This window comes from Arthrobacter sp. Y3221160 (assembly GCF_059092585.1).
The window spans coordinates 2,006,135-2,018,521 of the sequence record NZ_JBNHHU010000001.1 but is presented as its reverse complement, the minus strand read 5'-3'; the positions used below and the strand labels follow the sequence as shown (position 1 = coordinate 2,018,521).

At 68.5% G+C, this 12,387-nt stretch carries 12 protein-coding genes and 1 tRNA gene; 9 read left to right on the top strand and 4 right to left on the bottom strand.

Annotated features, from left to right (window positions below; all coding sequences use genetic code 11):
• The first annotated feature begins 14 nt into the window (after positions 1 to 14).
• Positions 15 to 866 carry a pyruvate, water dikinase regulatory protein gene (locus AC5RWG_RS09415; protein ID WP_494074588.1) on the top strand — a complete coding sequence of 284 codons (852 nt, stop codon included), beginning with the start codon at positions 15 to 17 and terminating at the stop codon, positions 864 to 866.
• A 119-nt stretch (positions 867 to 985) separates the two neighbouring features.
• Here AC5RWG_RS09415 and AC5RWG_RS09410 read toward each other — a convergent pair.
• Both AC5RWG_RS09410 and purB read right to left on the bottom strand, forming a co-directional pair.
• Positions 986 to 1,059 (bottom strand) — tRNA-Met (locus tag AC5RWG_RS09410).
• A gap of 156 nt (positions 1,060 to 1,215) precedes the next feature.
• A complete protein-coding gene (gene purB, locus AC5RWG_RS09405) occupies positions 1,216 to 2,628 on the bottom strand; it encodes an adenylosuccinate lyase (RefSeq protein ID WP_494074589.1) in 1,413 nt (470 codons plus the stop codon).
• 160 nt (positions 2,629 to 2,788) lie between these two features.
• Between purB and AC5RWG_RS09400 the strand changes: the two genes are divergently transcribed.
• Both AC5RWG_RS09400 and AC5RWG_RS09395 read left to right on the top strand, forming a co-directional pair.
• Positions 2,789 to 3,100: a hypothetical protein gene (locus AC5RWG_RS09400; protein WP_494157873.1), complete on the top strand. Its 312-nt coding sequence runs from the start codon at positions 2,789 to 2,791 to the stop codon at positions 3,098 to 3,100.
• Positions 3,101 to 3,137: 37 nt separating this feature from the next.
• Complete coding sequence (locus AC5RWG_RS09395; RefSeq protein WP_494074591.1) at positions 3,138 to 4,610, top strand: hypothetical protein; 1,473 nt, start codon at positions 3,138 to 3,140, stop codon at positions 4,608 to 4,610.
• Between the two features lie 25 nt (positions 4,611 to 4,635).
• Here AC5RWG_RS09395 and AC5RWG_RS09390 read toward each other — a convergent pair whose 3' ends face one another.
• The gene (locus tag AC5RWG_RS09390) at positions 4,636 to 5,037 is read right to left on the bottom strand and encodes a phage holin family protein (RefSeq protein WP_494000983.1); all 402 of its coding nucleotides are present in this window, start codon (positions 5,035 to 5,037) and stop codon (positions 4,636 to 4,638) included.
• A 72-nt stretch (positions 5,038 to 5,109) separates the two neighbouring features.
• Here AC5RWG_RS09390 and AC5RWG_RS09385 point away from each other — a divergent pair, with 72 nt between their 5' ends.
• The 6 genes from AC5RWG_RS09385 to AC5RWG_RS09360 all read left to right on the top strand — a co-directional run bounded on the left by AC5RWG_RS09385 (position 5,110) and on the right by AC5RWG_RS09360 (position 11,096).
• Positions 5,110 to 6,264 (top strand): histidinol-phosphate transaminase, encoded by a 1,155-nt coding sequence (locus AC5RWG_RS09385; protein ID WP_494074592.1) that lies wholly within the window; start codon positions 5,110 to 5,112, stop codon positions 6,262 to 6,264.
• A 150-nt stretch (positions 6,265 to 6,414) separates the two neighbouring features.
• Positions 6,415 to 7,599, top strand: a complete 1,185-nt coding sequence (pdhA, locus tag AC5RWG_RS09380) for a pyruvate dehydrogenase (acetyl-transferring) E1 component subunit alpha (RefSeq protein WP_494025108.1) — start codon at positions 6,415 to 6,417, stop codon at positions 7,597 to 7,599.
• Positions 7,599 to 8,573, top strand: coding sequence for an alpha-ketoacid dehydrogenase subunit beta (locus AC5RWG_RS09375; RefSeq protein ID WP_494074593.1), 975 nt, complete (start codon positions 7,599 to 7,601; stop codon positions 8,571 to 8,573). Before pdhA ends, AC5RWG_RS09375 begins: the two co-directional genes overlap by 1 nt.
• Positions 8,574 to 8,586: 13 nt before the next feature.
• Positions 8,587 to 10,113: a dihydrolipoamide acetyltransferase family protein gene (locus tag AC5RWG_RS09370; protein WP_494074594.1), complete on the top strand. Its 1,527-nt coding sequence runs from the start codon at positions 8,587 to 8,589 to the stop codon at positions 10,111 to 10,113.
• Positions 10,114 to 10,241: 128 nt separating this feature from the next.
• A complete protein-coding gene (gene rraA, locus AC5RWG_RS09365) occupies positions 10,242 to 10,754 on the top strand; it encodes a ribonuclease E activity regulator RraA (RefSeq protein WP_494074595.1) in 513 nt (170 codons plus the stop codon).
• A gap of 117 nt (positions 10,755 to 10,871) precedes the next feature.
• Entirely contained in the window at positions 10,872 to 11,096 is a 225-nt protein-coding gene (locus tag AC5RWG_RS09360; protein WP_494000977.1) for a hypothetical protein, read from the top strand.
• Here AC5RWG_RS09360 and AC5RWG_RS09355 read toward each other — a convergent pair.
• Complete coding sequence (locus AC5RWG_RS09355; protein ID WP_494074596.1) at positions 11,074 to 12,366, bottom strand: aminotransferase-like domain-containing protein; 1,293 nt, start codon at positions 12,364 to 12,366, stop codon at positions 11,074 to 11,076. The two genes, AC5RWG_RS09360 and AC5RWG_RS09355, sit on opposite strands and share 23 nt — an antisense overlap.
• Between the last annotated feature and the right edge of the window lie 21 nt (positions 12,367 to 12,387).

The following is a 12,387-nucleotide window of genomic DNA, read 5'->3' as shown; positions in this document are numbered from 1 at the left end:
CCCGGAACCGCACGGTGAGCGGAAACCTTCCCCGGAACACCACGCGGGCGGGCCACAGCCCCGGCCCCGTGGTGTTCTTCCTCTCCGACAGCACCGGCATCACGGCCGAGACGCTGGGCAACACGCTGCTGACCCAGTTCCCCGGGCCGCGGCTGGAGCGGCGCACCATTCCCTTCATCGGGACGGAGGAACAGGCGCGCGAGGTCGTCACCATCATCGACAGCCTCGCCGCGGCCGGGCAGCGGCCGATCGTCTTCTCCACCGCCGTCGGCAGCGACATCCGCGCGATCCTGGCCGGGAGCAAGGGACACTTCGTGGACCTGTTCGGTGCCCACATCGGCCAGCTCGAGCAAGCCCTGCAGGCCTCCGCCACCGGCGAGCCGGGCCGGGCGCACGGCGTCGGCGACGCCATCCGCTATCAATCACGCATGACCGCCGTCGAATACGCCATCGAGCACGACGACGGGCAGTCCATCCGCGCTCTGGAACGGGCGGAACTGATCCTGATCGCGCCCTCGCGCTGCGGCAAGACCCCGACGACGATGTACCTGGCGCTGCAGCACGGCATTTTGGCCGCCAACTTCCCGCTGATCGAGGAGGACTTCGCCCGCCGCTCGCTGCCGGAGCCGTTGCGGCCCTTCGTGCGCAGATGCTTTGGGCTGACCTCGCTGCCGATCCGGCTAAGCCAAATCCGCCAGGAGCGCCGGCCGGACAGCACCTACGCCTCGCTGGCCCAATGCAGCTTCGAGCTGCGCAGCGCCGAGGACATGTATGCCGTCAATGGGATCCCGTACGTGAACTCCGCATTCATGTCCGTGGAGGAAATCTCCGCGACCATCCTGCAGCGGATGCGGCTGCAACACTGACCCAGCAAGCACTGGCCCCTGCATAGCGGCCGCGAGTGCAGTTGCAGCGGAGTACTGGATCCAGCCAATAAGAAAGGCCCTCTGACCGGGATAATCCCTAGTCAGAGGGCCTTCATTCGTTGCGGGGGTAGGATTTGAACCTACGACCTCCGGGTTATGAGCCCGGCGAGCTACCGAACTGCTCCACCCCGCGGCGTAGTAATGACTCTAGACCCACCCATGACCAAACGACGAATTTGGTGAGTGGGGTCACTGCTCGGGCTATCGGCCATGGTCCTGCAGACGACGACGGCGGTGGCCTCCCCTGCGGAAGGCGACCGCCGCCGTCGTCGGAAGAACCAGGGGAGGGTCAGCGCAGGTGGTCCACCAGCTTGCCGGCGATGCCGTTGTAGTTGGCCGGGGTGAGCGCGAGCAGGCGGTTCTCGGCGTCCGGGGACAGTCCGAGGCCTGAGACAAACTCCTTCATGCGCTCGGCGTCAACGCGGTGGCCGCGGGTGAGCTCCTTCAACCGCTCGTACGGGTTCTCCATGCCTTCGACCCCGGCGATGGCCTCGGCGCGCATGACCATTTGGATAGCCTCGCCGAGCACCTCCCAGTTCTGGTCCAGGTCCACCGCCAGCACCTCGGCGGGCACGCTGAGCCGGTCCAGGCCCTTGGCAACGTTGGAGATGGCCAGCAGCGAGTGCCCGAAGGCGACGCCGATGTTCCGCTGCGAGGACGAGTCGGTGAGGTCGCGCTGCCAGCGGGAGGTGACCAGGGTGGCCGCCAGGGTGTCCAGCAGGCCGTTGGAGATCTCCAGGTTCGCCTCGGCGTTTTCGAAGCGGATCGGGTTAACCTTGTGCGGCATCGTGGACGAGCCGGTGGCACCTTCGACGGGGATCTGCGCGAAATAGCCGATGGAGATGTAGCTCCAGATGTCCGTGCAGGCGTTGTGCAGGATCCGGTTGAAGCGGGCGATGTCGGAGTAGAGCTCGGCCTGCCAGTCATGCGACTCGATCTGGGTGGTCAGCGGGTTCCAGGTCAGGCCCAGTCCCTCGACGAAGGTCTTCGAAACGGCCTGCCAGTCCGCCGAGGGAACCGAAGCGTAGTGCGCCGCATACGTGCCGGTGGCTCCATTGATCTTGCCCAGGTACTCGGTGCGGGCGATCCGGTCCAGCTGGCGGGTGAGGCGGTGGGCGATGACCGCCAGCTCCTTGCCGAGGGTGGTCGGCGTGGCGGGCTGTCCGTGGGTGCGCGAGAGCATCGGCACGTCGCGGTGCTCGCGGGCCATGGCCGTGAACTGCTCGACCAGGGCGCGGGCGGCCGGCAGCCAGACCTGTTCCACGGCCCCCTTCACTCCCACCGCGTAGGAGAGGTTGTTGATGTCCTCCGAGGTGCAGCCGAAGTGCACCATGGCGGTGAGGTTCTCGATGCCCAGCTGGCCGAGTCGGCGGCCGATGAAGTACTCCACGGCCTTCACGTCGTGGACGGTGACGGCTTCGATCTCCGCCAGTTCGCGCACGGCATTTCCGTCGAAGTCGGTGACGATTTTGCGCAGCGCCGACTGCTGCTCCCCGGTCAGCGGTCCCGCCCCGGGCAGTACGGACTGGTTGGCCAGGTGGATCAGCCACTCCACCTCCACATGCACGCGATCGCGGTTCAGCGCGGCTTCGGAGAGGTAGTCAACCAGCGGCGCAACCGCCTGGTGGTACCGCCCGTCCAACGGACCGAGTGCGATAGCGGGGGTGACTTCTGCCAAGGGAACACGGGAAGTTTCAGCCATGGCCCTATTCTTTCATGTCCCATGCCGCCGCTTTCCGTGCGACTTCGCCTGCACAGCGGCGCCGCGTTCTCCCTCATGCACATAGCCGGTCTGCGTCAGGCCCCGCGGACGACGCGGCCCTAGCCTCGGAGGAAGTCGAGGCGCAAAGGAGGCCAGGGTGATGTTTTGGCAAACGGCGACGGCGGAGGCCGGGCCGGGCGGTTCGGCGGACCCGGGATGGGGGCCGGCCCCCGGCCGGCTGCTTTCCTGTGAGCAGGAACTGCTGTCCGTGCGGGCGGACCTGGCCGGCGCGGCCGCGGCCTGGGTCTCGCCGGCCGGCAAGGCCTTCAGGGCGCGGCTGTACGAGTACCGCACCGGGATGGCGGAGGCGGCAGAACTGCTGAGGCTCGCGGCAGCGGCCGTCGGTGCGGCGGAGGCGGCTGCCGGCGCGGCCCAAACGGCGGCGGCCGCGATGTACGGCCCCCGGTCGTGACGTCCGGGATCCGGACGGCCTGTGCCGGAGATGCACGATGGCTGACGACGACTGGCTGCCCGGCGGGGCCCGGTGGTGGGAAGGCGGCACCGGGTCCCGCCGGTACGCCGGCTATCGGGTTGCCGGCGGCATCGGCGGCATCGCGTTTGAGTGGGAGGAGCTGGCGTCGGCAGCCGTCCGGCTGGAGTCGGCCGCCGCCACCATCGGCGACCTGTGGCGCGAGCTCCTGTCGGTGCAACTGCTGCTGGCCGATCCGCGCTGGACGCTGCTGCCGGAGCGGTGGGCGGCCGAAACGGCAGTCCAGGCCGCCGCGGGATCGTTGGCGGCCCTTGCGGACAGCGTTGGGGCTTTAGCCGGAAAGGTGCGGTTGGCACACGGGACCTATTTGGCAACCGAGCAGGCCGTCTCCGCCGCGCTGCAGGCGGTCGACTCGGCCACCTGGTGGGCGACGGTTCCGCTCGGCATGGCCGTCAACGAGGGGCGGCCGACCCGGGCGGGCGGCGAACGGCTGCTCGGCCAGTTCCCGGCAGCGGTGACAGGAGCGCTGGGCGGCCCGGCGGCTGGGATGCTGCTGCGGGACGGCCGGCAGGGCGGTCCGTGGAACAACCCGGCCACCGAACACCTGGCCCCGCTGCTGGTCGCCGCGGCGCGGCAGGCGGGGCTGCTCCGGGCCGACGCCATCAAGGTTGCACGCGCGGCCCCGGCGACCGAAGAGATCGGTCCCGCGCCGGCGTCCCTGGCCGGGCTGCTCCACCGGACGGCCAGCGCGGACGGCGCCGGTGACGGCACCGTGGAGGTGCTCGAAGTATCCGCCCCCGGCGGCCGGAAGCGGTGGGTCGTCGCGTTGCCGGGCACCCAGGCCGCGGGCTTGGCCGAGGCAACCGCCAACCCGTTCGATGAGACCGGCATCGCCGAAGCGGTCGCCGGCAGGAGCGCGTTCGTCTCGGCCGCCGTGTCGCAGGCCCTCGGGGAAGCCGGGGCCGGCGCAGAGGATTTGGTGATGCTGGTCGGATACAGCCAGGGCGGCATCCATGCCATGAACCTTGCCGCCGATCCCGCCTTCCTGGCCAATCACAACGTGGGCTTCGTCCTGACGGCCGGCTCGCCGGTGGCCGGCATCAACCCCGGCCCGGGCGTCCGGAGCGTTCACCTGGAGCACGCCCAAGACTGGGTGCCGGGCACCGACGCCAGGCCGAATCCGGACCGGCGCGAACGGGTCACCGTGACCCTGACCGATCCCGCGGCCACCCCTGCGGGCGAGGGCGCCGGGCTGGGACCCGGGCATGACCTCGGGAACTACGTGCGGGCGGCCCGCAACATCGACGCCAGTCCGGATCCGTCGGTGCGCGACGCGACGGCATTCCTGGGCGCTGCGCTCGCCGGCGGCACCGCCCGGCAGCATCTGTTCAGCCTGCGCCGGTCGCAGCTTGACGGGTCAAAGCCGTCCCGCGCCGCCATCCCGGGCCGCCGCAAGGGGCCGCCGCCGGCAGGCGGGGGCGGGCAGGGGTAGGTGCCGCCCCGGAGTCAGCGGCGAGTCAGCGGGTGCGGGTCAGGGTGCCCACTACCAGCGAGACCAGGCTGATGATCAGCGAACCGAGGATCGCCGTCCAGAAGAAGGAATCGACGACGAACTCGACCGGCGTGAAGCTGGACAGCCAGGCCGTCAGCACCAGCATCAGCGCGTTGATGACGATGGTGAACAGGCCCAGCGTCAGGATGGTGACGGGCAGCGAAAGGAAGGAAATGATGGGCCGGACAATAGCGTTGACCAGGCCGAAGATCAGACCGACGAAAAGGTAGGCCAGCACCGTGCCCAGGGACTCGTTGCCGGCGACGTCGGCCGCTGCGGAGGCCTCGATGGCCAGGCCGGGCAGGATCCAGCTCGCCACCCACAGCGCCAGCGCGTTGACGAGGACCCGCACAATGAACTTTCCCATGCGTGTATGCTGCCACATCCAGGCTGCAGCGGCGCGGAAAACCCGGTCAACGGCGCACGTATCCTTTAAGGCATGACTCCTCCTGAGAACCCCATCAAGGAAGCTGCGGTTCCGGCAGCAGGTGCGTCGGGCCAAATCCACCCCCGGCCCGTGCTCGACAGGCTGCCCAAATATGCTGCCGGCAAACCGCCGGCTGCGATCCAAGGACTGCAATCCTACAAATTGTCCTCCAACGAAAACCCGCTGCCTCCGTTGCCAGCCGTGCTGGAAGCCGTGAACGCGCAGACGACGGGCATCATGCGCTACCCCGATCCGTTGTGCACCGCGCTGCGGACCGAACTCGGCCGGTTCCTGAATGTCCCGGCCGACGACGTGGTCACCGGCGCCGGAAGCTTGGGCGCCCTGGTGCAGATCCTGCAGACGTTTGCCGGACAGCACGAGGACGGCACCGAAGACGAGGTAATTTACGCGTGGCGGTCCTTCGAGGCCTACCCGATCATGGTCGGCCTCTCCGGTGCCCGCAGCGTGCAGATTCCCAACCGGTCCGACGGCTCGCATGACCTGGACGCCATGTTGGATGCCGTGACCGACCGGACCAAGGTCATCCTGCTGTGCACGCCGAACAACCCGACCGGACCGGCCCTGACGGCGGCGGAAGTGGAAGGCTTTGTCCGCAGCGTGCGGGACGACATCATCGTGGTCGTCGACGAGGCCTACACGGAGTTCGTCCGCGACCCGGAGGTGGTGGACGGCGTGGCCATGTACAAGAAGTACCCCAATGTGGTGGTGCTCCGGACCTTCTCCAAGGCCCACGGTCTGGCCGGCCTCCGGGTGGGCTATTCCATCTCGCAGCCGGAGATCACCCGGCACCTGCGCGTGGCTGCCACCCCGTTCGCCGTATCGAGCCTGGCCGAGCATGCGGCCATCACCTCGCTGCGCCACTACGACGAAGTTGTAGAAAGGGTACAAAGCCTCGTCGACGAACGGGACCGCGTGGTCGCCGGGCTGAACATGCTCGGCTGGAAGATCCCGGAGACGCAGGGCAACTTCGTCTGGCTGCCGCTGGGCGATCGGGCGCAGGAGTTCGCGGAGCTGGCGGGCCGGCAGGCACTGTCCGTGCGGGCCTTCGCGGGCGAGGGCGTGCGGGTCAGCATCGGTGAAGTCGAAGCCAACAGCCGCTTCCTGGCGCTCTGTGAGAACTATACAAACGGCCCGGGCGTTTCCTGACGGTAATGTGACCGGTCCGCACGGCACCTGCCATTAGGCTAGGACGAGATAAACGACAGATATATGCCGGGTCAGGAATGTATTCCCGGCCCGGCATATATGAACAGCGAAGATCTCTGCCGCAGGGCAGCGGATCGGCGAGGAGTTCGTATGGGCGCTGAGCACCTGCCCGCCTCGGAATTCGACATCGAAGAACTGGAACAGTCGCTGGTATCCAGCGACCCCTCGGACGCGCCCGCGCTGGTGCAGCTGATGGCCCCAGACGGAACCGTCCGGGACGATGCGAAGTACAGCCCCTACGCAGCCCACCTCGACGGCGAGGCGCTTCGCGGCATGTACCGCGATATGGCGCTGGTCCGCCGGTTCGACCAGGAAGCCACCGCCCTGCAGCGGCAGGGCCAGCTGCTGCTCTGGCCACCCCTGCTCGGGCAGGAAGCGGCACAGATCGGCTCCGGCCGCGCGCTGCAACCGCAGGACTATGTGTTTCCGACCTACCGGGAGCACGGCGTCGCCCTCACCCGTGGCCTGGACCTGTCCCGCGTGCTCAAGCTCTTCCGAGGCGTCAGCCAGGGCGGCTGGGACCCGCGGGAGACGAACTTCCACCTCTACACGCTGGTGCTGGCCGCCCAGTCCCTGCATGCGGTCGGCTACGCCATGGGCATCCAGCGCGACGGCGACGACGGCGTGGCCGTTGCGTACTTTGGCGACGGGGCCAGCTCGGAAGGCGACGTCCACGAATCAATGGTGTTCGCCGCCTCCAACCAGTCGCCGGTGGTGTTCTTCTGCCAGAACAACCACTGGGCCATCTCCGTGCCGACGGAAGTTCAGTCCCGCGTTCCGCTCTCCAACCGTGCCACCGGCTACGGCTTCCCGGGCGTCCGGGTGGACGGCAACGACGTCGTGGCCGTCCACGCGGTCACCCGTTGGGCCGCTGAACATGCCCGCTCGGGCAACGGGCCCGTGCTGATCGAGGCGTTCACGTACCGGATGAGCGCCCACACCACCGCCGACGACCCGACCAAATACCGTGAGGCCGCCGAGGAAGAGGGCTGGCGGGAACGCGACCCGTTGCTCCGGCTGGAACGGTACCTGCGCAGCACCAACACTGCCGGCGACGAATTTTTCGACGAGGTCTCCGCCGAAGGCGACAAGCTCGCCGCAACCACCCGCGCCGACGTCCTGGCCATGGAGGCCCCGGACTTCGAGGACCACTTCGCCAACGTCTATGCCGATCCGCACCCGCTGGTCCGCGAGGAACTGGAATGGCACCGGCAGTACCAGGCCGGTTTCGCCGATTACGCCACCGAAGACAACGCCGCCGGGGAGGCCCGCTGATGACCACCATGACGATCGCGAAGGCCATCACCAGCGGGCTGCGCGAGGCCCTGGCCAATGATCCGAAGACGCTGGTCATGGGCGAGGACATCGGCAAGCTCGGCGGGGTCTACAGGGTCACCGAAGGACTCCTGGCCGAGTTCGGCGCCGACCGCGTGGTCGACACCCCGCTGGCCGAGTCCGGCATCCTCGGCACCGCCATCGGGCTGTGCTTCCGCGGCTACCGGCCGATCTGCGAGATCCAGTTCGACGGCTTCGTCTTCCCGGCGTTCAACCAGATCACCACCCAGTTGGCCAAGATCCGGACCCGCAGCTCCGGACTCCTGTCGGCCCCCGTCGTCGTCCGCATCCCCTACGGCGGCGGCATCGGATCCATCGAGCACCACTCGGAGTCCCCGGAGGCGCTCTTCGCGCATACTCCCGGCCTGCGCATCATCACCCCCTCGAACCCGCACGATGCCTACTGGATGACCCAGCAGGCAGTGGCCAGCCAGGACCCGGTCATCATCTTCGAACCCAAGCGCCGCTACTGGCTCAAGGGCGAGGTGGACACCGAATCGGCCGGCCGCGACGCCTTCAGCGCCCAGGTCGTCCGCGAAGGCACCGACGCGACGATCGTCGCCTACGGGCCGCTGGTACCGGTCGCCCTGGCCGCGGCGAAGGCGGCGGAAGAGGACGGCAACAGCGTGGAGGTCATTGACCTGCGCTCCATCTCGCCGATCGACTTCGAGACCATCACCGCGTCGGCGGAGAAGACCGGGCGCCTGATCGTCACGCACGAAGCCCCGACCTTCGGCGGCATCGGCGGGGAGATCGCCGCGCGGGTCGGCGAACGCGCCTTCCTGAGCCTGGAGGCGCCGGTGCTGCGGGTCGGCGGCTTCCATATGCCTTACCCGGTGGCGAAGGTGGAGGAACAGTACCTGCCGGACATCGACCGCCTGCTCGAGGCCCTCGACCGTTCGCTCGCCTACTGATATCGGAGTTTCCATGTCGAACACGCAGATTTTCAACCTCCCGGATGTCGGCGAGGGACTGGTCGAAGCCGAAATCGTGTCCTGGAAGGTCAAACCGGGGGACACCGTGGCGGTCAACGACGTCATCGTGGAGATCGAGACGGCCAAGTCACTGGTCGAGCTGCCCAGCCCCTACGCGGGGGTGGTGTCGGAGCTGCTCGTGCCGGAGGGGCAGACCGTGGAGGTCGGCACCCCGATCTTCGCCGTCGCCGCCGAAGGCGCCGCCCGGCAGTCGGCCGTCCCGGAGCGGCCTGCCGCTCCGGTGCGCCCCGCGGCCCCCGTTCCGGACCAGCCCGTGCCCGAGGCCACCGCCGAGGGCGGGCCGTTGGTCGGCTCCGGCCCCAAGGCCGATCCGGTCAGGCGGCGCCCGCGCCGCGGCAGCGCCTCCGCGTCCCCTCCCACTACGACGACGGCGGCGCGCCCTTCCGCGGCCCGCTCCGGCGGCGGGGACGTACCCGCCGCGGAGATCCATCTGCCCGAGCCGCACGGCCAGGCCCAGCACGTTCCGCCGGTTCCCGCCGACGACGACTCCGCGGTTCCCGGAGCGGCTCCCGCCGTCGGTGCCGGGCATGCCCGAGGCGAAGCCGTCCAGGCAGTCGTCACCCGGCTGCTGACCCGGGTGCTCGCCAAGCCGCCGGTGCGCAAGGCCGCCAAGGACCTTGGCATCAACTTGGCGGACATCACCCCCACGGGCAAGGGGGGCGAGGTCACCAAGCAGGATCTGCTCAGCTACCAGGCCCAGCGCGAGGCCGAGCAGGCAGCTGCGCCGACGTTCTGGGCCCCGCGCAAGGGACTGGACAACCGGATCGAGCGGGTCCCGGTCAGGGGCGTGCGCAAGGCGACCGCCAAGGCCATGGTCGAGTCGGCCTTCAGCGCCCCCCACGTGAGCATCTTCGTGGATGTGGATGCCTCGCGGACCATGGAGTTCGTCCAGCGGCTGAAGAAGTCCCGCGACTTCGAAGGCGTCAGGGTCTCGCCGCTGCTCATCCTGGCCAAGGCCGTCATCTGGGCCGCCGCACGCAACCCGAACGTCAACGCCAGCTGGGTGGAGACGGAGTCCGGCGACGAAATCCACGTCAAGCACTTCATGAACCTCGGCATTGCCGCCGCCACCCCCCGCGGCCTGCTGGTTCCGAACATCAAGGACGCCCAGGACCTCTCGCTCAAGGAGCTCGCGGTAGCCCTCAACGACCTGGCGACCACGGCCCGTGCCGGCAAGACCAAGCCCGCCGACATGCAGAACGGCACCCTCTCCATCACCAACATCGGCGCGCTGGGAATCGACATCGGCACCCCGATCATCAACCCGGGCGAAGTCGCCATCGTCGCGTTCGGCACCATCCGGCAGAAACCGTGGGTCGTCTCCGGCGAAGTCATTCCCCGCTGGATCACCACGCTGGGCGGATCGTTCGACCACCGCGTGGTGGACGGCGACCTTTCCGCCAGGTTCATGGCAGACGTCGCCGCGATCATGGAGGAACCGGCGCTGCTGCTGGATTGACGGTGCGCCGCGGCATGCTGGGTTAACGGCGCCGCCGCCGCATGCCGGAGGGACTCAGTCCCGCGCGCGGACGCCCGCCGGGCCGCGGTTGGTTATGATCGCGGTGTGGCGAGGAGGAGCACCATCAGGTGATTGAGACAGCGGGCAGCGCAGCGACCCACGGGGCAGAACCTACAGTGATCCCGACGGCGGACCTGTACGACCAGCGCGGCGACGAACTGGCGTCGCTGTCGCTCCAGTTCGGCAACTTCGGCGGCCGGGCGTCGTTCAGCGGGCCGGTCCGCACCATCAGGTGTTACCAGGACAACGGGCTGGTGAAATCCGTCCTCAACTCCCCGGGCCACGGCGCCGTGTTGGTGGTCGATGGCGGCGGTTCGCTGGAGACGGCCCTGATGGGGGACATGATCGCCGCGGCCGCCGTGGCCAACGGCTGGTCCGGGGTAATTATCAACGGGGCGATCCGGGACCGGGCGGCCCTCGCGCGGCTGCCGCTCGGCGTCAAGGCGCTCGGCAGCAACCCGCGGAAGAGTGCCAAGGACGCCAGCGGGGAAGCAGACGTTCCCGTCGAGATCGGTGGCGTGCTGTTCCGGCCGGGCGCCACGGTCCACGCCGACCTGGACGGCATCCTGGTCTGCGCCTGACCGCGGCGGTGGTGTCTCCTCGGAGGACGGCGTCCGGGATCCGCTCTGCAGCGATCAACGACCTCCTGCCCTGACGGACCGCCAAGGGTGGCGTTCCGGCTGTGAAAGACTGGGAGCATGAGTAACAACAGGCCCTCGGGTCAGCGCAACGACTCAGGCGTGCCCAGGATCGACTGGAAGGGCACCCTGTGGGCCATGGCGGCCGTCTTCCTGCTCAGCTACGTCATGATCTGGCTGATGCCGGGACTGCACCCCATCCTGCGGATCCTCATCGTGATCGGCCTGTATTTCGCCGGCCGCTACGCGTACTACCGCTATTTCAAGAACCGGCGCCGGCCATAGCCTTTGCGAGGACGGGCGCAAGCCGCCGCACGCCCTCGCGAATGGCCTCTTCGGGCACGGCGCTGAAAGCCAGCCGCAGCTGGCGTGACGGCTCCTCGGAGGGACTGAACGCCGCCCCCGGGATGAAGACCACGCCGGCCTCGATCGCGTCGTAGAGCAGCGGGTAGGTGTCGACGCCCTCCGGAAGGGTGATCCAGACGAAGAAGCCGCCGTCGGGTTCGGTCCAGGTGGTCCCGTCGGGCATGAATTCGTCCAGCGCCGACAACATGGCGGCGCATCGGGTGGCGTACAACCGTCGGTAGGTATCGATCTGCCCCACCCAGTCGTGTTCCTCCAGGTAAGCGGAAATCAGCATCTGGTTCAGGGTGGGCGGGCACAGGGTGACGGCCTCGTTGGCCAGGTAGAAGCTCCGCTGCAGGTGGTCGGGCAGCAGCGCCCAGCCGATCCGCAGGCCCGGTGCCAGAATCTTGGAAAAGGAGCCCAGGTAGACCACGTCGTCGGGATTGTCCGCGCGCAGCGGCCGCAAGGGCTCGCCGTCGAAGCGCAGCAGGCCGTAGGGATTGTCCTCGAGCACCAGGACGCCGGCCTCGCGGCAGATGTCCACGATCTGCTGCCGGCGCTCGGCGGCCAGCGTGATGCCGGAGGGATTGTTGAAGCTGGGGATGGTGTAGAGGAATTTAATGCTGCGGCCCTCGCCCTGCAGCTCTTCGATGCGGCGCTGGAGTTCCGAGGGGACGAGACCGTGTTCGTCCATTAACACCGGCTCCACCTGGACCTCGTAGGCCTCAAAGGTGTTCAGCGCGCCAACGTAGGTGGGATCCTCGCACAGCACCACGTCGCCGGGGTTGCAGAAGACTTTGGCGGCCACGTCCTGTGCGGACTGGGAACCCGCCGTGACGACGACGTTCTCCGGATCCACGCCGGTGATGCCTTCGTGCGCCATGACCTCGCAGATCTTTCGCCGCAGGTCCTGGGTACCCTGGCCGCCGCCGTATTGCAGGGCGGTCATCCCATGCTCGGCGATCAGCCGCTGCGCCATGCCGGCGATCTTCTCCAGCGGCAGGGACTGCAGGTAGGGGTTGCCGCCGGCCAGGGAAACCAACCCGGGGCGCATCGAGATGTCGAAGACGTCGCGGACGGCCGATTGTTTGATGTTGGCGGCGCGCTGGGAGAACAGGTGCTGGTGCCGGTGCGCCGCAGTGGCGCGTTCCAGCGCCACTTCCGTTTCGGTGGGCAGGGTTTCGGAAAGGTCTGCATCCTGTGAAGTCACTCACACAGGATAGCCCGGGAC

What these genes read in the sequence shown, in the direction of transcription:
- AC5RWG_RS09400 (WP_494157873.1), top strand. Translation starts at nt 2,789, where the DNA reads ATGTTTTGGCAAACGGCGACGGCGGAGGCCGGGCCGGGCGGTTCGGCG.
- AC5RWG_RS09360 (WP_494000977.1), top strand. Translation starts at nt 10,872, where the DNA reads ATGAGTAACAACAGGCCCTCGGGTCAGCGCAACGACTCAGGCGTGCCC.
- AC5RWG_RS09395 (WP_494074591.1), top strand. Translation starts at nt 3,138, where the DNA reads ATGGCTGACGACGACTGGCTGCCCGGCGGGGCCCGGTGGTGGGAAGGC.
- AC5RWG_RS09385 (WP_494074592.1), top strand. Translation starts at nt 5,110, where the DNA reads ATGACTCCTCCTGAGAACCCCATCAAGGAAGCTGCGGTTCCGGCAGCA.
- purB (WP_494074589.1), bottom strand. Translation starts at nt 2,628, where the DNA reads ATGGCTGAAACTTCCCGTGTTCCCTTGGCAGAAGTCACCCCCGCTATC.
- pdhA (WP_494025108.1), top strand. Translation starts at nt 6,415, where the DNA reads ATGGGCGCTGAGCACCTGCCCGCCTCGGAATTCGACATCGAAGAACTG.
- AC5RWG_RS09390 (WP_494000983.1), bottom strand. Translation starts at nt 5,037, where the DNA reads ATGGGAAAGTTCATTGTGCGGGTCCTCGTCAACGCGCTGGCGCTGTGG.
- AC5RWG_RS09370 (WP_494074594.1), top strand. Translation starts at nt 8,587, where the DNA reads ATGTCGAACACGCAGATTTTCAACCTCCCGGATGTCGGCGAGGGACTG.
- AC5RWG_RS09375 (WP_494074593.1), top strand. Translation starts at nt 7,599, where the DNA reads ATGACCACCATGACGATCGCGAAGGCCATCACCAGCGGGCTGCGCGAG.